General features: G+C 56.3%; 15 protein-coding genes. All 15 read left to right on the top strand.

Going from position 1 to position 19,811, the window contains the following annotated elements; genetic code table 11:
- Window positions 1–4: 4 nt before the first annotated feature.
- The 15 genes from tssJ to HU718_RS00280 all read left to right on the top strand — a co-directional run bounded on the left by tssJ (window position 5) and on the right by HU718_RS00280 (window position 19,803).
- Window positions 5–505, top strand: coding sequence for a type VI secretion system lipoprotein TssJ (gene tssJ / locus HU718_RS00350; protein ID WP_186613293.1), 501 nt, complete (start codon window positions 5–7; stop codon window positions 503–505).
- Between the two features lie 2 nt (window positions 506–507).
- Window positions 508–1,839: a type VI secretion system baseplate subunit TssK gene (gene tssK / locus HU718_RS00345; RefSeq protein ID WP_007920300.1), complete on the top strand. Its 1,332-nt coding sequence runs from the start codon at window positions 508–510 to the stop codon at window positions 1,837–1,839.
- 5 nt (window positions 1,840–1,844) lie between these two features.
- Window positions 1,845–2,720 (top strand): type IVB secretion system protein IcmH/DotU, encoded by an 876-nt coding sequence (icmH, locus tag HU718_RS00340; protein WP_016985783.1) that lies wholly within the window; start codon window positions 1,845–1,847, stop codon window positions 2,718–2,720.
- 13 nt (window positions 2,721–2,733) lie between these two features.
- Window positions 2,734–6,273, top strand: coding sequence for a type VI secretion system membrane subunit TssM (tssM, locus tag HU718_RS00335; protein WP_186613296.1), 3,540 nt, complete (start codon window positions 2,734–2,736; stop codon window positions 6,271–6,273).
- Window positions 6,273–7,001, top strand: coding sequence for a PP2C family protein-serine/threonine phosphatase (locus HU718_RS00330; RefSeq protein ID WP_007920303.1), 729 nt, complete (start codon window positions 6,273–6,275; stop codon window positions 6,999–7,001). Before tssM ends, HU718_RS00330 begins: the two co-directional genes overlap by 1 nt.
- Window positions 6,998–7,999 (top strand): serine/threonine-protein kinase, encoded by a 1,002-nt coding sequence (locus HU718_RS00325; protein ID WP_186613298.1) that lies wholly within the window; start codon window positions 6,998–7,000, stop codon window positions 7,997–7,999. Before HU718_RS00330 ends, HU718_RS00325 begins: the two co-directional genes overlap by 4 nt.
- A 28-nt stretch (window positions 8,000–8,027) precedes the next feature.
- Entirely contained in the window at window positions 8,028–10,064 is a 2,037-nt protein-coding gene (locus HU718_RS00320) for a type VI secretion system Vgr family protein (protein WP_186613300.1), read from the top strand.
- A gap of 5 nt (window positions 10,065–10,069) precedes the next feature.
- A complete protein-coding gene (locus HU718_RS00315; RefSeq protein WP_186613302.1) occupies window positions 10,070–11,089 on the top strand; it encodes a tetratricopeptide repeat protein in 1,020 nt (339 codons plus the stop codon).
- A 16-nt stretch (window positions 11,090–11,105) separates the two neighbouring features.
- Window positions 11,106–14,162 (top strand): hypothetical protein, encoded by a 3,057-nt coding sequence (locus HU718_RS00310; RefSeq protein ID WP_186613304.1) that lies wholly within the window; start codon window positions 11,106–11,108, stop codon window positions 14,160–14,162.
- A gap of 2 nt (window positions 14,163–14,164) precedes the next feature.
- The gene (locus tag HU718_RS00305) at window positions 14,165–14,893 is read left to right on the top strand and encodes a hypothetical protein (protein WP_186613306.1); all 729 of its coding nucleotides are present in this window, start codon (window positions 14,165–14,167) and stop codon (window positions 14,891–14,893) included.
- Between the two features lie 219 nt (window positions 14,894–15,112).
- Window positions 15,113–15,943, top strand: coding sequence for a lysozyme inhibitor LprI family protein (locus HU718_RS00300; RefSeq protein ID WP_225936831.1), 831 nt, complete (start codon window positions 15,113–15,115; stop codon window positions 15,941–15,943).
- Between the two features lie 47 nt (window positions 15,944–15,990).
- A complete protein-coding gene (locus HU718_RS00295) occupies window positions 15,991–16,416 on the top strand; it encodes a hypothetical protein (protein ID WP_186613308.1) in 426 nt (141 codons plus the stop codon).
- Window positions 16,417–16,424: 8 nt separating this feature from the next.
- Entirely contained in the window at window positions 16,425–16,889 is a 465-nt protein-coding gene (locus HU718_RS00290; RefSeq protein WP_186613310.1) for an XAC2610-related protein, read from the top strand.
- Between the two features lie 16 nt (window positions 16,890–16,905).
- Window positions 16,906–18,270, top strand: a complete 1,365-nt coding sequence (locus HU718_RS00285) for a lysozyme inhibitor LprI family protein (RefSeq protein ID WP_186613312.1) — start codon at window positions 16,906–16,908, stop codon at window positions 18,268–18,270.
- Window positions 18,271–18,408: 138 nt separating this feature from the next.
- Complete coding sequence (locus tag HU718_RS00280) at window positions 18,409–19,803, top strand: TIGR01777 family oxidoreductase (RefSeq protein ID WP_186613314.1); 1,395 nt, start codon at window positions 18,409–18,411, stop codon at window positions 19,801–19,803.
- Window positions 19,804–19,811: the final 8 nt, after the last annotated feature.

The raw sequence follows: 19,811 nt of genomic DNA, 5'->3' as shown, positions 1-19,811 counted from the left end.
GCGCATGTCTCGCCGCTCGACCGCTTTTTTCAAGACGCTGACTGCGCTCACCATGCTGGTGCTGCTCGCCGGTTGCTCGTCGCTGTCGCCGTACTCGAAAGTGACCAAGATCAACCTGAAACTGACCGGCAGCGATCAGCTCAACCCGGACCTCAATGGCCGCCCGTCGCCGATCGTGGTGCGCCTGTTCGAACTCAAGCACCCGGTGACCTTCGAGAACGCTGATTTCTTCAGCCTTTACGAGCGCGCCAAGGAATCCCTCAACCCGGATCTGGTGGCCAGCGAAGAACTCGAACTGCGCCCGGGGGAAACCGTGGAGATGAAGCTCAAGGTGGAAGAGGGCAGCCTTTATGTCGGCGTTCTCGCCGCTTACCGCGACTTGCCGGACACCCAATGGCGCCACACCGTTCAGATCACTCCGCTGGAAGTTACCGAAGTCGATTTGACTCTGGATCAGACCGGCATCCGCAACACCAATCAAGTGCTCGCCAAGGCGGATGACTGATCATGAATACCCATAAAGTCATTTGGCAGGAAGGCATGCTGCTGCGTCCGCAGCACTTCCAGCACAACGATCGTTATTACGATCACCAGATGAAAACCCGCACGCAATTGTTGGGTGGTTACACCTGGGGTTTCCTCAATCTGGAGATCGACCTGCAGTTCCTCAACATGGGCAAACTGGTGATCAGTGAAGCCTCGGGGATTCTGCCGGACGGCAGCCTGTTCGAACTCGGTGGCAACACCGAGCCGCTGGCGCTGGACGTACCGCCGAACACTGGCAACACGCCGATCTACCTGGCGCTGCCGCTGGTCACCGGCAACCACATCGAGTCGCGCCGTCCGGAGCAATCCGACGTGCTCGCGCGTTACACCGCGTATGACGCCGAAGTCGCCGACTCCAACGCCGGCGATGATTCCGCCAGCCAGGTCAGCTGCGGTCGCCCGGACTTCAAACTGTTGCTCGGCGAGCAGCAGAGCGATCAGGCCTACGTGAAGCTGAAGATCTGCGACGTGCTCGACACCACGCCGGACGGCGTGATCAGCCTCGATCCGGACTTCGTGCCGACCTACATTCAGGCCCACGCTTCCAGCTACTTGCTGTCGTGCCTGAAAGAAGTCATCAGCATGCTCAACCACCGTGGCGACACGATTGCCGAGCGGATTCGCTCCAACGGCAAGGTCGGCGGTGCTGAGGTCGGCGACTTCATGATGCTGCAACTGATCAACCGCACCGAACTGCTGCTGCGCCACTACCTCGGCCTGGAGCAGGTGCACCCGGAAGAGTTGTACCGCACGCTGCTGACCATGCTCGGCGATCTGGCGACCTTCTCCGGCGAAAGCAAACGTCCGCGTCTGGACAGCCGCTACTCCCACGCCGATCAGGGTGGGAGCTTCCGCAAGCTGATGGAAGCGATTCGTCAGGTGCTGTCGATGGTGCTCGAACAGCACGCCATCGAACTGATCCTGCAAGCGCGTCAGTACGGCATCATCGTCTCGCCGTTGCACGACCACAAACTGCTCGGCTCGGCGTCGTTCGTGCTGGCAGCCAGTGCCAACTGCGACTCCGAAGAACTGCGCCACCGCTTGCCGGCGCACCTCAAGGTCGGCCCGGTGGAGCGTATCCGCCAACTGGTCAACCTGCACTTGCCGGGGATCAAGGTCAAACCGTTGCCGGTGGCCCCGCGGCAGATCGCGTTCCACTCGAACAAAACCTATTTCATCCTCGAACTCAGTTCCGAAGACCTGGCACAACTCGAGCGCTCCGGCGGTTTCGCGTTCCACGTGTCCGGCGAATTCGCCGAGCTTGAACTGAAATTCTGGGCCATCAGGAACTGACCGACATGATCAAGGAAACGGATTACAACCAGGACGACAAAACCGTCCTGCTCGATCGTCAGGGCCACGGACCGGCATCGAGTCCGCTGACCGACTTCGCCGCGCCGCCGCGTTTCGAGCAACTGGAAGAACGCATGATCTACGCCGCGCGCCTGCGCCCGGCAGAAGCGTTCAACATCAGCCTCAATTCGCTGGTGGCGGCCTCGTCCGAGCTGCTCTCGGAAGTGGTGCGCCTCAAGCACAGCGAAACCCGCGAAGACTTGTACGCACTCAACGAGCGTCTGACTGCCGGGCTCAAGCTGTTTGAAGTACGTGCCCTGCACAACGGCGCCGAAAGCAGCCAGGTGATGGCCGCGCGTTACGTGCTCTGCACCGTGGTCGACGAAGCTGTCGTGACCACACCGTGGGGCAACGAAAGCGAATGGTCGCAGATGAGCCTGCTGAGCAGCTTCCACAACGAAACCTTCGGTGGCGAGAAGTTCTTCCAGTTGCTCGATCGACTGTCGAAAAACCCGGTCAAGCACTTGCCGATGCTCGAGTTGATGTACCTGTGCCTGTCCCTCGGTTTCGAGGGCAAGTACCGTGTACAGGCACGCGGCATGCTCGAACTTGAAGGCATCCGCGATGCTCTGTACCGGCAGATTCGTCAGTTGCGTGGCGACGTGCCGCGCGAGTTGTCGCCGCACTGGGAAGGCTTGAACGATCAGCGTCGCAACCTCGTGCGCATCGTGCCGGCGTGGATGGTGGTGTTGTTCACTTTCGTCTGTCTGGTGGTGATGTATTCGGGCTTCGCCTGGGTCTTGGGCGAGCAGCGCGACACCGTTCTGCAACCTTATCAGCCGCTTGATCCGGCCGCGGTGCAACCGCAGTCGCAGCCGTAAACAGGGACGTGTGATGAAAAAGTTTTTCAAGAAAGTCGGCGCCTTCCTGCGCCAGACCTGGGTCTGGACCTTGCTGCTGGTGCTGTTCGTGGCGCTGCTGGTGTGGTTCGTCGGCCCGTTGTTGGCGGTGGATGATTACAAGTTCTGGGAGAGCGCAACCGCGCGCTTGCTGACCATCGCTGTGCTGTTCCTGATCTGGGGCCTGACCATGGTCTTCGTCAGCTGGCGCAGCGGTATCCGCAAGAAAGCCGAGGAAGAAAGCGAGGACGGCCAGGACCGCATTCGCCGCGAAGAGCTGATCGACGAAGAACAGAAAGAGTTGAAGGCGCGCTTCAAAGACGCGCTGAAAACCCTGAAGACGTCGAGCCTGTATCGCGGCCGCAGCGAGCGCTGGCGCAGTGACTTGCCGTGGTACCTGCTGATCGGTCCGCAGGCTTCCGGCAAGACCAGCCTGCTGGATTTTTCCGGTCTGGAATTTCCGATCAACAAGATCGACCGCAAGCTGACCCGCGACACCCTCGGCACGCGTCATTGCGACTGGTACTTCGCCGACCACGGTGTGTTGATCGACACCGCCGGGCGTTACACCACGCAACCGGATGTGGAAGTCGACGGCGGTGCCTGGACGACGTTGCTGGAGCTACTGCGCAAGCGTCGTCGCGGGCGTCCTTTGAACGGCGTGCTGGTGACCATTCCGGTGGAAACCCTGCTCGGTGGCAGTGAGCAGGACATCGACACCCTCGCGCGCCAGATTCGCGGCCGTCTGCAAGACGTGCATCAGAAACTGCACGTCGACGTGCCGGTCTATCTGGTCCTGAGCAAGGCTGACAAGCTGCTCGGCTTCGACGAGTTCTTCGATCAACTGACCCGCGAAGAAAGCGATCAGGTGCTCGGCACCAGTTTCCGCAAGGATCAGGTCGGCACCGACGTCGCTGTGCTGCGCAACGAGTTCGAAGAACTGCTTCGTCGCCTCAACAGCCAAGTGATCATGCGCATGCACTCCGAGCGCGATACTCAGCGCCGTGGCCGCATCCTCGACTTCCCGCATCAACTCGGGCAGATCGGCGAGCGTCTGTGCCTGTTCGTCGACATGGCGTTCACTGGCAACCGTTATCAGCGTGCCACGCAGCTGCGTGGTTTCTACCTGACTAGCGCACCGCACCTGACTCAAGAGATGGACTCGACCACCGCCGGCATCGGTGCCAGCCTCGGCTTGAATGCCGGTGTGCTGCCGACCCTGCGCAGCGGTCGTTCGCGGTTCATCCACCACTTGTTCAGCCAGGTGATTTTCCCTGAGTCCGATCTGGCCGGTCTGGACAAGCGCGAACGCAGCCGTATTCATTGGGGCCAGCGTGCGTTGTACGTCGGCGCACTGGCGGCACTGGCACTGTTCGGCATGCTCTGGGCGGGCGGGTTCTCGGCCAACTACGAGCGTCTGGAAAACCTGCGCAATCTGGCGCAGAACTGGACGCAGCAGCGCACGGCATTGTCGCCGCGTGATGACGCCATGGGCGTGCTGAAAACCCTCGACAGCAGCTACGCCGCGACCCAGGTGTTCCCGAAGAAGGGCGACGTTTCGTATCACGAACGTGGTGGTCTGTATCAGGGTGAAGACGTCAATCCAGTGGTCAAAGAGGCTTACGAGCGCGAGCTTGAAAAGCAGCTGCTGCCACGGGTTGCGACCATGCTCGAAGGGCAGATCCGCGCCAACATGAAGGACCGCGACCGTCTGCTCAACAGCCTGCGCGCGTACCTGATGTTGAACATGAAAGACCGTCGCGATGCCGCGTGGCTCAAGGACTGGGTCGCCACTGACTGGTCGACGCGCTACACCGGCAACACCGCCGTACAGAACGGTCTGAGCACGCATCTGGAGCGTCTGCTGAAGCAGCCGTTTATCTACCCGCTGAACGACCAATTGGTCACTCAGGCGCGTCAGGTCTTGCGCAGCGAATCGCTGGCGACGGTGGTTTACCGCATGCTCCGCGAGCAGGCGCGCAATCTGCCGGACTATCGCTTCAGCCAACACCTCGGTCCACAAGGCTCGCTGTTTATCGGCACCGAATACGTGATCCCGGGTTTCTACACGCAAACCGGTTATCAGCAGTATTTCTCGGTACAGGGTTCGGCGCTGGTCACCGACATCCTGCGTGACAACTGGGTACTCGGCGAAGGCGCGGGCATCAGCGACATGGACTTGCGTCGCCTGATGGTCGAGCTGGAGCAACTGTACTTCCGCGACTACGCCAACTACTGGAGCGAAGCGGTTGGCCAGGTAGCCCTGCCGCCGATCAGCGACGCCGGTGAAGGCGCCGAACAACTGGCGGGCCTGACCTCGGCGAATTCGCCGGTGCTGGCATTGCTCACCGAAGTGCGTGAGAACACCCGCTTCCAAGCCGCTGCAGATCCTGTCGAAGAAGCTGGCGACGCTGCTGATGCGCTGGCCGGGCAGAAAGGCAAACTGGGTAAGGTTGGCAAACTTGCCGCCGCCGCAGCGGACAAGGCTTCGGCCCTGAACGTGGCGAAGACCCTGCCGGACACCGCGAAGAAGTCGCTGCAACGCCGCTTCGAACCGCTGCATCGTTTGCTCGATGACAACAACGGCCCAGCGGCGGACCTGACTCCGGCACTGAGCGCGCTCAACGACCTGCAACTGCAACTGGCCGGTCTGGCCCGTTCCAGCACGCCGGAACAAGCCGCGTTCGAAATGGCAAAAACCCGCATGAGCGGCCAGCGTGATGCGCTGACCAACCTGCGCAATGCCTCCGGTCGTTTGCCGCGTCCGCTCAGCGTGTGGTTCAACGTGCTGGCCGAAGACTCGTGGCGTCTGGTGCTTAACGATGCTTACCAATACCTGAACGGCCGTTATCAGAACGAGCTGTACAGCGTGTATGGCAAAACCATCAGCAAGCGTTATCCGTTCAGCGCCAGCAGCACCAGCGACGTAGCGATCAGCGATTTCCGTGAGTTCTTCCGGGCTCAAGGTACCGTCGACCGCTTCTTCGACAGCTACTTGCGTCCGTTTGTCAGCGGCGATCCGGGCAACTACCGCATGCGCAGCGTCGACGGTCATAGCCTGCCGGTATCGAAGATGTATCTCGACCAGATGGCGGCGGCACTGACGATTCGTCAGAGCTTCTTCTCGATCAACCCGGCCGAGCCGACCGTGCAGTTCAAACTGGAGCCGTACACCCTCGATCCGGCGGTCAGCCGTTCCGAGTTCAAGTTCGGCGACAAGACCATGGAATACCGCCACGGTCCGATCCTGCCAATGTCGTTCAAATGGCCGACCGATGCTGAAGACGGTCGCACCAGTCTGGTCATGGACAAAATGGCCGGGCGCCCGATCGGCATCGAGAAGAACTCCGGCCCATGGTCGCTGTTCCGTCTGTTCGACCTGATGCAGACCGAGTACCTGACCGGTCGCGACGTGCTGGTGCTGAAAGCCGATGTAGGTGGCCTGCGCGCCAACTACCTGCTGACCAGCCAGCGCACGCCGAACCCGTTCGACATGGGCGTACTGCGCACCTTCCGTATGCCGGTGCAGCTCTGATGCTGGTGGCCAGTGCCTGGCGCAGCGCGGCGCGTACCGACCCGGGCAAGGTGCGGGCGCGCAACGAAGATGCCTTCCTCGACTCGCCGCAGCAGGGGCTGTGGGTGGTCGCGGACGGCATGGGCGGTCATCAGGGTGGCGACATCGCCAGCCAGTTGATCGTCGCCAGCCTGGCTGAACTGCCGCAACACGAGGACTTCGACGAACGCCTCAAAGCCATCCGCCAGTGCCTGCACTGGCTGAACCGGCGCTTGGGGCAGGAGTTGACGGTCACCGCCGGACGCCACGACAGCATCATGGGCAGCACCGTCGTCGCGCTGCTGGTGGAAGGCAATCGCGCGGCCTGCATCTGGGCCGGCGACAGCCGTTGTTACATGTGGCGCGGACAGCGGCTGTATCAGCTGTCCAAGGACCATTCGCTGCAACAGCAATTGATCGACGAGCAGCAAATGAGCGTCGAACAAGCGGCGGCGCATCCGGCGGCTCAGGCATTGACCCGAGCTGTTGGCGCGGCCGAAACACTGACCCTGGATGTGCTGGAACTCGAGGTCTATCCGGGTGACGCGTTTTTGCTCTGCAGCGATGGTTTGTATCAGGGCCTGAGCAGCGATGCCCTCGGCAACGCCCTCAGCCTCAGCGCGCCGCACGTGGCGCTGGAACGTTTGTTCGACGGCGCCCTGCGTGGCGCCGCGCGCGACAACCTGACAGCCGTGGTGATCCGCCAATGACTGAAATCGAATCCTCAGTCGATGACTTGCTGATGAGCGAAGAACAGGCCAGCAACCTGACCTACTTCGCCTTCGCCAAGGAAAACAAGGCAGAGCCTTTGCTGGCGCCGACCAAGGCCAGCATCGGTGCACTGCCGGACGTACTCGCCGGTCGCTACCACCTCGAGCGTCTGCTCGGGGCCGGTGGCATGGGCGCCGTTTACCGGGCGCGGGATCTGCTGCACGAACAGTTCGGTGATCCCGATCCTTACATTGCGCTGAAAATCCTCAGCGAAGAATTTGCCGAATCGCCGGACGCCAGTGCCTTGCTCTACAGCGAGTTTGCCCTGACCCGACGCCTGCGCCACGACAACGTCGTGCGTGCGCACACCTTTGAAGTCGACACCGACTGCCAGCGGGCCTTCATCACCATGGAATACATGCGTGGCCTGACCCTGGACAAATTGCTCTGCGAGCGGCCCCTCGGCCTGCCGTGGCAAGAACTGCGCGACATCGTCCTGCCGCTGCTCGACACGCTGGCCTACGCCCACGGTCGCGGCGTGCTGCACGGTGACATGAAACCGAGCAACGTCATGCTCAGCGAAGACGGCTTGCGCCTCTTCGACTTCGGCCTCGGTCAGGCAGAGGAGGGCGTGATGCCCGGCCTGCCGCACCTGAGCCGCGAACGCTTCAACGCCTGGACCCCAGGCTACGCCGCCCCCGAACTGCTTGAGGGCCAACCGTTGTCGGCCAGCGCGGACGTATACGGCGTGGCCTGCGTGATCTATGAACTGGCGGGCGGCAAACACCCGTTCCGCCGCTTGCCCTCGACCCAGGCCCGCGACGAGCACCTGGAGCGCGAACTGCAAGCACCGGCGAATTTACCGAAACACGGCTGGCCAGCGCTGCGAACCGCGCTGAGCTTCGACCCGGCAGAACGCACCATCACTGCCCAACAATTGCGTGACGCCTTGGGCGCCACTTCGTCCTGGCTGCAACGTCTGCGACTTCGGGCGTAACGGATGACATTCGAACAGGGAGCACTTTATGTTCAACCCAGCTAACGAAACCCACTTCAGCCTCAAGGTCGAAGACTACGTCGGCGACCTGCAAGTGCTGTCGTTCACCGGCACCGAAGGCATCAGCCAACCGTTTCGTTTCGACCTCGAACTGGTCAGCGAAAACCCTGATCTGGACCTCGAACAACTGCTGCACAAGCAGGCCTTCCTCGCATTAGATCCACAAGGCTCGGGCATTCACGGGCAGATCTACCGCGTCGCCCAAGGCGATGCCGGCAAGCGCCTGACCCGCTACAAAGTGTCGATGGTGCCGCAACTGCAATACCTGCATCACCGCACCAACCAGCGCATCTACCAGCAGATGTCGGCGCCGAAAATCATCGCGCTGATCCTCGAAGAACACGGCATCAAGGGCAACGCCTACAGCTTCCAGCTCAGCCAGCCGTGCCCGGATCGCGACTACTGCGTGCAGTACGACGAAACCGACCTGCATTTCGTTCAGCGCCTGTGCGAAGAGGAAGGCATTCACTACCACTTCCAGCACAGCGACAAAGGCCACCTGCTGGTGTTCGGCGACGACCAGACCGTGTTCCCCGATCTCGGCCAGCCGACTGCGTACGTGCAGGGCAGCGGCATGGTCGCCGAGGAACCGGTGATCAAAGGCTTCAAACTGCGCCTGGAAACCCGCACCAGCCGCACCACGCGCCGCGACTACGACTTCGAAAAATCGCGCCTGCAAATGGAAGCCGCCTACAAACCCGAAGGCGAGAGCACCGAGCCAGATCTCGAAGACTACGACTACCCCGGCCGCTTCATCGATCGCGCCCGTGGCAAGTTCCTCAGCCAGCGCGCCCTCGAACGCCACCGCGCCGACTACCGCCAGGCCGAAGGTCGCGGCGACCAGACCAAACTGGTCAGCGGCCACTTCATGGCCATGTCCGACCACCCGCGCAGCGAGTGGAACGACCTGTGGCTGCTCACCGAAATCTTCCACGAAGGCAAACAGCCGCAAGTCCTCGAAGAAGGCGTGACCAGCGACACCACCGACAACAAGGACGACTTCCACCAGGGCTACCGCAACACCTTCCTCGCCACCCCGTGGGACGTGTTCTATCGCCCGGCCCTCGAACACCCGAAACCACGCGTCCTCGGCAGCCAGACCGCGATGGTCACCGGCCCCAAAGGCGAAGAAATCCACTGCGACCAATACGGCCGCATCAAAGTGCAGTTCCACTGGGACCGCGAAGGCCTCGCCGACGACAAAACCAGCTGCTGGCTGCGCGTCTCCAGCTCCTGGGCCGGCGACCGCTACGGCGCCATCTCCATCCCGCGCATCGGCATGGAAGTCCTCGTCACCTTCCTCGAAGGCGACCCCGACCAACCGCTGGTGACCGGTTGCCTGTACCACAAGGAAAACCCGGTGCCGTACGCCTTGCCGGCGAACAAGACTCGCAGCGTGTTTAAAACGCTCAGCTCACCGGGTGGTGGCGGCTACAACGAACTGCGCATTGAAGACAAGAAAGGTGCCGAGCAGATCTACATTCATGCCCAGCGCGATTGGGATGAGAACGTTGAGCATGACCAGAAGATTCGGGTCGGCAATGAACGTCACGACACGGTGGTTAAGAACACCTACACCGAGCTGAAGGCTGAAGAACACCGCACCACGATTTCCGATCGCAAGGTTGAAGCGAAGCTGGATGATCACCTGACGGTTGGGCAGAACCAGCATGTGAAGCTGGGGACTGCGCAGCTTACCAGCGTGGGGAAAGAGATTCACCTCAAGGCTGGGGACAAGATCGTTATTGAGGCGGGGACGGAGCTGACCATTCTTGGGGGTGGGAGCTTTATCAAGCTCGATGGCGGTGGGGTTACGGTGGTTGGGCCGGTGATCAAGATCAATGCGGGTGGGTCGGCTGGTTCCGGCACCGGGATCGGGATTAAACCGCCGGTGCTGCCGGGGGCGGCGGATAAGGATAAGGCGGGGAGTTTGATGGATCAGGCGTTGTTGAATGCGCCGCCTGAGAAAGTTAAACCGAAGGCTTTTTTTGTGTTTTCCGAGTGATCGACATGAATCGTGTTTTGAAGAAGAGCAATGGCATCGCGATAGCGGTTTTCACCGCGTCGCTGTTGAGCCTGTTTCATGGCAGCGTTTATGCGGATGAATGTCCGTCCGAGGACTTTTCCCAGTTTCTGCCGGCGTTTTCTGCGAATGCTGAAACTCAGCAGCGGTTGACTGCGATGACGGTGAAGTCGCTGGTTTTGAAACCTACCGGGGAGAGCGGAAATTTTGATCCGCAAACGACCGGGGTTAAGAGCTCGACGTTGGCATTTCCACTGATGGCACCCGTAGCCACAGAAAAGACCGAAGGTGTCGAAGTCGAAGCGGTTGACGACAGTCATTTCAACGTTGTTGATAAGCGTGCAGGTAACAGCAACATCAAAATCTTTAACTTTTCTCGCCAAGCGTGTTGGGTTCTAGAGGGAGTTGAGGACTGGTCGATTAGTGAGAAAAATCTTGTTGTGGCAAGTACCCCGACCATGAACACGGCCGAGAATTTTTGTTATCAGCGCGCGCAAGCCTTCGCTGGGCTAGGTGGGCTGGAGCAGTATCGGCTGACCGGCGAGCTGTTTGTGGCCGCGCTGGAAAACTATGTGTGCGCTGCTGCTTCTGGAGACCCACAAGCAAGTTTGAGTGCTGCGGGCCTGAGTCTTTCCGGCATGGCACCACAGTTGGAAACGGAAAAAGTTGAGGCGTTTTTCAAGGCTGCCGCGACAACGCTTGCCGACGGTGCAGCCTCGCTTTCGACTTTTTATTGCTATGGGAACAACCCTGTACCTGAAGGACGTTGCCAACACCCAGAACAAGCCGAAAAGGAGCTTATTCGCGCCGCCTCAATGGGTTCGGTCGATGCGATGAATTACTTGGGTTACTCGTTTGAAAAAGGGCAGCTCGTTACTAAAGACATTTCCAGAGCGCTTGCCTGCTATCGCCTCGCCGCTGACAAGGGTAACGACACCGCTGCCGGAAATTTGAAACGTTTAAACGCGCAAAACGCTGCTTCTATCAAGACCAGCTATTGCTATTAATTTGCAGGATGCACAAATGTCCGAACCACTCGATTTAAGAAATCAGTACACCGGCGGTGATTACGTCTACCTGATGGGGGGCAATGGCACCCAAACCAATGCTGCGGGGAAAAAACTGATCGATTGCTCCCATATGGTGAATCTTCTGCTCACTGGCGCGGGCTACGAGATTGAGTATGAGGAGACGAGAGCTATGAATGCCTCCTCTCGCTTTTACACCGTGGTGCCACCGACAGAGGTCAAGAAAGGGGACATTGCTCTTTGGATTGACATCCTTCCTCTAACGGGAGGCAATCGTCGCCTGTTTCATACCGGCATTGTCATGGAGTACAACGCAGAGACGGGCCAGGGAAAAATTTTTGGTGCTCAGACCACTAACGGACCTTCGGAAGCGTTCTTTGGGCGGAACCCACCTGCATACTACTGGCCTGTTCCAACAAAGTTTTTAAGGGCTAAGGAGGAGTATCGGACAGGTGCCGCGCCAGCCCCGGCCCCAGCGGCTGCCCCTGCCCCGGCAGGACCTGCGCCCTTGATGAACTTTCAATATCCGTTCAGAAAAGGTGACGGTAAGCAGTTCACCGACGCGGAGGAGGTTTACAAAGCTCTCGAGGGCGAAACTGCTGGCAACTACCTGCTGGGCAGCAACAAGTTCTGGCACGGTGGTATACACATCAGCAATGCCAGCGCTCCCCAGTGCATCTTGAACGAACCGATCCGCTGCATGGCCGACGGCGAGGTGGTGGCCTATCGACTTAACGAAGACTATCTAGAGTCTACGTTCGGCGAAAACGAGAAAAAACTGAAGTATTCCAATTCCTTCTGTCTGGTGCGACATGAGTACTGCACTGCGCCAAACCCAGAAGAAGGTACGAATAAAGGTAAGCAAAACAAGCTGAATTTTTATAGCTTGTACATGCATCTTCTGCCCTTCAAGCGTTATCCCCTAACGGAAGAAGAAACTCCGAAGCCGCAAGTGACCATGAAAGTAAGTGACTTCAACGCTTACGATGATTTCCCCGAAACCAACAGTATTCAGAATGTTGGCAAGCTTGTTGCTGGGACTAAGCTTGAGATATTGGATCAGAAGGATGTAGTCAACGTTACCTATGCGAAAGGGAAAATCCTGTCCGGTAGCGTGAAAAAAAATGGTCACAAAGTTCGCCAAGCTGGCAAAGAGGTCTGGTTCGCTTATTTGAAAGATGGTGAGCCCTACAAGAACTCCAAACCTGCCCGGATATGGTTGGCAGACCCGATCCCGGAGCGCCTAAAGCCAAAGTATTGGCAAGGCAAAGTTAAGGGTACTGCATTGAAGAGATTGGATATTTATCAAGATCCAGTCTCAGCCCAAAATGGGCAACCTTCAGGGGCCAAAATGGGGACATTACAACTTACCCCGCAAAGTGTCTTGGAGTTTGAGAGTAAGGACGTTTTGAATCTCAACGTCTCGGGGACAATTCGTCGAATGGCGAAATGCACGAGCAGCGGTAGCGTTGCTGGGAACGGAAACCTTCCTCCTAGTTTTTGGGCAATCGTAGAAAATGAGTATGTTGCTTGGGATGTAATCCCTACTAATTTTGAAGCGGTCGTGCCCGCCAGTATAGGAATTAAGGCTGGTGATCCGATCGGATATCTTGGACAGACGCAAAATCTTACCGGAGAGGATGGCGGTGTTTCAAGCAAATATCAGGTTCACGTCGAGATATTCACCGCAGAATCTAATGTAATAGAGTTTTTGGAAAACACCGCTGGCCTGAAAATCGGGAAAAAGTATCTGCATCTATTGGCAGGGGCAGAGCTCAAGAAAAGAGCTCCGGCGACAGGTTCCACGCAGCTAAAAAAAGAGCATGCGATCGAATTGACAAAGGCACCACTGATAAAAGAAGGTGGGGAGGATTACTATCAAGTTAGCGTAGTGGAAGATGGACTGCTGGTGGCAGGATTAATAAAAAAAATAGGGGCAGAAATAATCACTCAGCATGACTGGAGGAAGTTAGGGTTTCATGTTGTCGAAGAGTTGAATTCCACTGCGGATGGATTCCTCGATCCTGATGCCATGCCGCAATTTTTCAAAGATCTCTTCGCTAAAATGGATACCAACCATGATGGAGATGTTGATCCGGGGGAGCTTGCTGAAGCATTGAAAAATGCAGAGACAAGAGAAAGTTGGGCGAAGCTCATTGCTCATCATCCTACAGAATGGAAAAGCAAAGCAGATGCTGCTAAATGGAGCCGACTTGATGAACTGCTAGAAGACGCTCCAAAAACGTTAAAGCACGAAAAGGAAAGGATCACAAAGTATGTTTTTTGGGATGATCTGATTGGCAAGGCTAGTGTGAGTACGGATTTGATTTGGCATTTTCATCCAATTGAGATGCTGAGTAATTTCATGAGTCGTTCTAATCTTATTGATGTCGATCGGTTTGTTGCTATGTATGCCGAGCAGCACGCTTCATTTCAACCTGGGGCGCCAGATCTCTCTCCTGCATCTAAGTCTAATCTTCGTCTGATAGTTGAAAATATTAATAAATATATAGATAAGACGAAAGATGTTTATACGATATATGAATGGTCTTATATGTTTGCAACTGCTCGTCACGAAGCTTATCAATTTATGATTCCTGAGTACTTCAGTGCTGCTCCGGAATATGGCGATGCTTCATATTTTGATAAATATGATCCGGTGCTTGCGGATACACCTGTACGCAGACAAACTGCGGTAGAAAATGGCAATACGGTACAGGGTGATGGTTTCAAGTATCGTGGTCGTGGTCTTGTCCATCTGACTTGGAAGAAAAATTACCAGAAAGCGAAGGACTATTTTGGTATTGACTTTGTTGGCAATCCCGATGAGGCCGCCGGTTTTGAGAACTCGATTCCAATTATGATTTGGGGGATGAAAGAAGGTATATTTACAGGTAAGAAGCTTGGTGATTATATCAATAATACCACAAAAGATTATGAGGGTGCTCGTAGGATAATAAATGGGTCTGACCAGAAAGTTTTAATTGCAAGTTATGCTGTAAAATTTGAAGCTATATTAAGAGCCACTTCCAATGCGCCGGAGACGAAATAAATATGACGCTTAAAATTCGGGCTGTCATGGCTGTCGTTGCTTTAGTAATGACTGATATGGTGTTGGCAAATCAAGATGATGTTTACTTTGCTGATTCGAAGAATAAGTTTTTAAATGTAACCTGGGCAAATGGTAGCAAAAAAATTGAAGGTGTCGTTGGTAGTGAGGGAGAAAACGTTAGAGAACTTGTAGATTTTAACGGTGGTAAGGCGCTGCATTATGAAAATTTGGCATCGCGCTCGCCTTTTGAAGCATATTTCACTTTGAGCAGGAACGAAAATCAGATTTTAGTAGATTGCATTTATGCAAGTATTAGAAATGAGCAAAACGGAATTCTGATTAATAAGGCTGTGTGTGGATTGAGTCGCCCTCTGGTAGAGGGGTATGAAGATACAGTGTATGAATTTTCAGATCAGTGGAAAAGTGAGACTGCCAGTGTTTCTATAGCGCCGGTTTTGAAAATACCCCCAATGTCGCTAGAGGTAAAAGAAGCGGAAATCGGCAGTGCGGAGTTGTTTCGCATTTATAAAGACAAAAAAGATTTGAGTACTTTAGTTCCGAAGGTGATTCTAAGAAGTGGGACTGGGAAATACTCGTTTGGTTCAAGTCTTGTATTTTCTGTTTATAATGTAGGTACGCTGACGGCTCCCGTTTATCTAGATGTTTCAATTGATGGCTTAGCGAAAAAGTTTGTCAGATACGATCGTGGCGCCGTAGAAAAATTATTCTGATATCGATGGTGGCAACTTTATCCACGGATAGGTTGAGATAACATGGAGCGGTTTTTTTGAGCGCTCCTCGTGAATTCATTGCTTTTCAATTCATGAGAATATATTTGTTAAGGAATGCTGATATGCAGAGGGAGGTTAGTCAATGGTAAAGGATACGGATTTATTTGTTGCGCTCGACCGCTTTGAATTTGGTTGAGAACTTAAATAGATCTGGCCCGTTTGTCGGTTCTGACTCTGTCTTCTGTCGCGAGCCCGTTCAGAATTGAACGGATCACTGAATTTTTTTACGGACGCCAAGGAATGCAGATTTTCCGATTCAGCCTCATTTTTTTAGTTTCAATACTGTCGCCTGTGGTCATGGCTGAGGGCACGATGATTGCCACCATCCTTCAGGCCGACTTTTCCAAAGACCCGGAAGTCCGGTTGCTTGTCAGAGTGGTTGATGTGGGTGGTGGTTCGGATACCCCTTCCATGGCGGTTCGTAATCAATGCCTGGAGAGGAAGGCGTCCGCAGAACGTCCTGGGCCGGATCCGTGCTTTTCGATAGAGATCACTGAGAGCAAAAAGCAACGGGCCATTGTTCGGCAAGCGCTATTGAATGATCCTCAGCGCACAACCGACCCTATCTATTTGGAAATTGTTTATCGCTCGGAGGTCAGCGAGAGCGATCCGACGAATCACCATCAGCGATCCGCCACACTGAAGATCGAAGAAAACGGCCTCTACAATTGGAACAATGAGAGCGAACAGGCATTGGCGGACGTTGAGTGGTTTCCCTCGGGAAATGGTGTTCTTGATCTGATGGTTCCTGACGCGGATGCATTGCTGAATTCTGTATATCGGGATCGTATGAGTCGGCTGGACGAAAGCGGTCAGAAAGCACTGAGGGAAACTCAAAGAGCTTGGATGAAATTTCGAGATGCGGAGTGCCAGGCCGACCCGAAATTGCATAAATCAGTTTTCGGTGAGTGGTCCGATGCCTGCCTGATTCGCGCGACGATAGAGCGTGCTCGCCAATTGGCTTTGGCACCGGACAAGAGCAGACGTTGAGACGGACAAACCAGAGCATTCGCGCGAAAGCGCCGACTTGGATGAGCATGAACAAACTTTTCTTTCTCTTCTTTGCGCTATTTCCTTTAGGCGCTCAAAGCGCAGTCACCACCGAATCACTTTGCTTCGAAATATCCCAATCGAGCCCGGTAAAGTTCGAACTCCGGACCTACTACGACGAAGCCAGCAAATGGTCCGGTGGTTTCGTGAAGTACGCCAAATCCAATGAGCCCATTTCCATTGTGTTGACGGATTCCCAGAATGAAATCCTCGATCCGGATGCGCCTTGGCAGCACACCAGAACTTGGTCCGAAGTCGTCAACGGCAAGGTCACGGGGACTTATGAGTTGATGACGCAAGGCTCGCAGATCGTCTCGATGTCTTACACAAAGCAGTCCAACGGTAAGGCTTACAGCTTCGGAATTAGCACCAGTGTTGACTCCTCTCCGGAGTCCGGATGCAAGTGGGAGTAGGGCAGTACATGCAATTCAAAACTCTTGCGGTATCACTGCTCGGCCTGATGTGGACGATCCCAGCGTTAGCCCAAACCACCACGTTCAGTCCAACCAAAGGCGTCGACGCGACGCTGGTTCTCGAAGGCTCCAAGCTGAACATCGCGGTTAAAAGCGAAACGCACAGCGAGTCGCGAACAATCGATTTTGAAGCCGAAAACGAACTCTATCTGCAGTTCGACGATTTCAATTTCGACGGCGTCCAAGATTTCGCGGTCTGGCAACTCGATGACGGCATGGGCACTTACCACTACTACCGGGTGTTCATTTACCAAGTCAAAACCGGCACCTTCGAAGAGTTGCAGCCGGACTGCGGCGATGGCTTCGTTAACCTGCGCGTCGACAAAAAGCGTAAAGCGTTGCTCAGCACTTACTGGGAAATGAACATCCCCAAGCAATGCATCACCCGATTCACCAAACGCAAACCTGAATGACTCAAGGATGAACACAGTGAACCGTTTTGTTTTAACCCTTCTAGCCGTACTGCTGCCGGCTTCAGCCGCCTACGCGCAGGACGACTGCCGCCATGTCACCTCAAACCTGGAAATGGTGCCGTGCTCGGAGGCGGCGAAGAAGGCTGCCGATACGCAGTTGAACGTCAGCTACAAGCAGTTGATGTCGCGGCTTGAGTCTGACTATCAAGCAGATCCGGCCTTGGGCGCGGAGTACGCGGCGAAGGTTAAAGAGTCGCAACGTGCGTGGTTGAAGTTGCGCGATGCGAACTGCCCTTTGGTGGCATTCGAAATCGAGACGGGGATGCCGGCGCATGTGTTCGCCGTTAACTCGTGCATCGCCAGAATGAGTCGCGAGCGCTCGGCGTATCTGGACAAGATTGTCCCTGCGCTTGCATCCGATAAGAGCGCTTCGACGGCTCCCACCAGCGACGCTTGCCCCTCGGAGGAGTTCGCGCCGTTCCTGACAGCGTTTTCCGCCAACAGCGAATCACAACGCCGTCTTACCGCAATGACGGTCAAGTCGCTGGTGTTGAAACCGGTAGCGGGGAAGGATCGAAGTACCTTTGAGCCTTCGACCTCGGGAGTCAGTGGAGCTACTTTCAACTATCCGCTGATGGCTGCAATCACGCCCGGCAAGACACCTGGAGTCGAGATCGAAGAGGTCGATGACAGTCACGTCAACGTTGTGGATAAAAGGGCAGGTAACAGCAATGTGAAAATCTTCAACTTCTCTCGTCAGGCGTGCTGGGTGCTTGAGGGGATTGAGGATTGGTCGATCAGTGAGAAGGATCTTGTCGCAACAGATAATCCGGGAATGAGCCGCGCCGAGAACTTCTGTTATCAGCGTGCAGAAGCGTTGGGAGGGCTAGGGTTTCTTGAGCAATACCCGCTGACGGTGGAGTTGATTGAAGCGTCGCTGGAAAATTTTGTGTGTGCTGCAGAGTCGGGTGATGCACAGGCGAGCCTGTCGGCGGCTAGCCTAAGCCTTTCGCAAATGGCGTCTCAGTTGGAAACCCCTAAGGTTGAGGCGCTATTCAAAGCGGCCTCGAAAATACCGAGTGGCGCGTTGGCCTATGCCACGTTTCTTTGTTCAGGAAACTCCACTGACTATAACGGCCCTTGCCTCCATCCCGAGCAGGCAAAAGAGCAGGTTATTCGTGCTATTTCCATGGGCTCAGCTGATGCGATGAATTATCTGGCCTCGACCTTTGAAGGTGGCGAGTTTGGAACGAAGGATATGTCCCGGGCGTTAGCCTGTTATCAGATGGCGGCTGACAAAGGTAATCAGTTGGGCATCTTCAACGTGGGGCGATTGGGATCGACAGGCACGGCGCCGATCAAGGCCAGTCACTGCATCTGAAATGCCGGGTCATGTCTGATGCGTTTTCGCAGTCGTTGAGTCTGAATCCGTCCGGTAAAACGTTTAGTTTTTGAGCGTCTGACGACCACTATTTTCCTTTAAACTCCCCACCCCCAAGGAATGCGCTCAGGACACGGAATGCCAGCCCCCTCGATCTCCCTTCGCCCAGCGTTAGTGCTCTGGCTATACGCCGCCGCAATCGTGCACATTCTCGCCGGTCTCACCCTGACCTGGGCCGGGCATTCCGGTTTACTCGACGGCTACCTGCATTCCCTCGAACTCGCATTCTGGGGCGCCGATGCGGTACCTGCGGCCGGCCACGAACAACAGGTCTGGTGGCTCGCGCTGTTCGGCGCGACGCTGCAAAGTTATTCGCTGTACATGCTCGCGCTGGTGCACTTGGGCAATCGCTTGAAAGCCCCGGCAGTGTGGGGCTGGTTGAGCGCTGGCATCCTGTTATGGGCGCCGCAGGACATGTGGCTGTCAGCGCAACAACAGGTCTGGTCGCACCTGTGGCTCGACGGTTTTGCGCTGCTGGTGCTGTTACCGCCGCTGGTCTGGCTGTATCGCCATGACCGCAAAAAATCCCTTCCAGAAATAGCACCGAACGAGTCCAACCCGTTTGCCGGCGGCGCCTACAAACGCGTGCTAATCACCGGCGGCACCGGATTTATCGGCGAGGCCGTGGTCAATCAATTACTCGACGCGGGCCACTCGGTCAGCGTACTGACGCGCGATCCGTTGAACGCGGCCAATCTATTCAACGGCCGCGTCCGCTGCGTACACTCGCTCAGCGAACTCAGCCACGACGAAGCCTTCGACGTAGTGATCAATCTCGCCGGCGCTCCCGTCGCCGGCCCACGCTGGACTCCCAAGCGTCAGGCGCAGCTGCTCGCCAGCCGAGTCGGCAACACCGAAGCGTTGATAACCTGGCTGAAGAATACCAAGCAAAAACCAACGCTATGGATTCAAGCCTCGGCCATCGGCTTCTACGGCGTGCGCGATGCCAGCGAAAACCTCGACGAACACGCCAGCAAGGGCGATGGCTTCATGGCCGAACTCTGCGCACGTTGGGAAGCCGCCGCGCAACCGGCCATAGAGTTTGGCGTGCGTCAGGTGGTGCTGCGCCTCGGCGTGGTGTTCGGCCCCGGCGGTGCTTTGACACCGCTTCTGATGCCGTTCCGCCTGGGTTTCGGCGGGCGCATGGGTGACGGTCGGCAGATCATGAGCTGGGTGCATCGCGACGATGTGCTTCAGGTGATCGCGCGGGCTTTCAACGATGACAATCTGCGCGGGACCTACAACATGGTGGCGCCCGAAGCGGTCAGTCAGGCCGCGTTCGCCGAGCAGGCCGGCAAGGTCCTCAAACGCCCGGTGTGGTTGCACATTCCCGCCGCGCCAGTGCGTGCAATGGCGGGGGAGATGGCGCAGCTGTTTTTCGATGGTCAGCGCGTGGTGCCGCAGCGTTTGACCGAGGCCGGCTACACATTCCGTTATCCAACCCTCGACGCCGCTCTGCGCGATCTGACCTGAGGATCGCT

Source organism: Pseudomonas tensinigenes (assembly GCF_014268445.2).
GTDB lineage: Bacteria > Pseudomonadota > Gammaproteobacteria > Pseudomonadales > Pseudomonadaceae > Aquipseudomonas > Aquipseudomonas tensinigenes.
This window is presented reverse-complemented; position numbering and strand designations above follow the sequence as displayed.

Bases quoted from the DNA above. Each gene is read 5' to 3' on its own strand.
- HU718_RS00315 (WP_186613302.1), top strand. From the start codon at position 10,070: ATGAATCGTGTTTTGAAGAAGAGCAATGGCATCGCGATAGCGGTTTTC.
- HU718_RS00325 (WP_186613298.1), top strand. From the start codon at position 6,998: ATGACTGAAATCGAATCCTCAGTCGATGACTTGCTGATGAGCGAAGAA.
- HU718_RS00290 (WP_186613310.1), top strand. From the start codon at position 16,425: ATGCAATTCAAAACTCTTGCGGTATCACTGCTCGGCCTGATGTGGACG.
- icmH (WP_016985783.1), top strand. From the start codon at position 1,845: ATGATCAAGGAAACGGATTACAACCAGGACGACAAAACCGTCCTGCTC.
- HU718_RS00330 (WP_007920303.1), top strand. From the start codon at position 6,273: ATGCTGGTGGCCAGTGCCTGGCGCAGCGCGGCGCGTACCGACCCGGGC.
- tssK (WP_007920300.1), top strand. From the start codon at position 508: ATGAATACCCATAAAGTCATTTGGCAGGAAGGCATGCTGCTGCGTCCG.
- tssJ (WP_186613293.1), top strand. From the start codon at position 5: ATGTCTCGCCGCTCGACCGCTTTTTTCAAGACGCTGACTGCGCTCACC.
- HU718_RS00310 (WP_186613304.1), top strand. From the start codon at position 11,106: ATGTCCGAACCACTCGATTTAAGAAATCAGTACACCGGCGGTGATTAC.
- HU718_RS00320 (WP_186613300.1), top strand. From the start codon at position 8,028: ATGTTCAACCCAGCTAACGAAACCCACTTCAGCCTCAAGGTCGAAGAC.
- HU718_RS00280 (WP_186613314.1), top strand. From the start codon at position 18,409: ATGCCAGCCCCCTCGATCTCCCTTCGCCCAGCGTTAGTGCTCTGGCTA.
- HU718_RS00305 (WP_186613306.1), top strand. From the start codon at position 14,165: ATGACGCTTAAAATTCGGGCTGTCATGGCTGTCGTTGCTTTAGTAATG.
- HU718_RS00295 (WP_186613308.1), top strand. From the start codon at position 15,991: ATGAACAAACTTTTCTTTCTCTTCTTTGCGCTATTTCCTTTAGGCGCT.
- tssM (WP_186613296.1), top strand. From the start codon at position 2,734: ATGAAAAAGTTTTTCAAGAAAGTCGGCGCCTTCCTGCGCCAGACCTGG.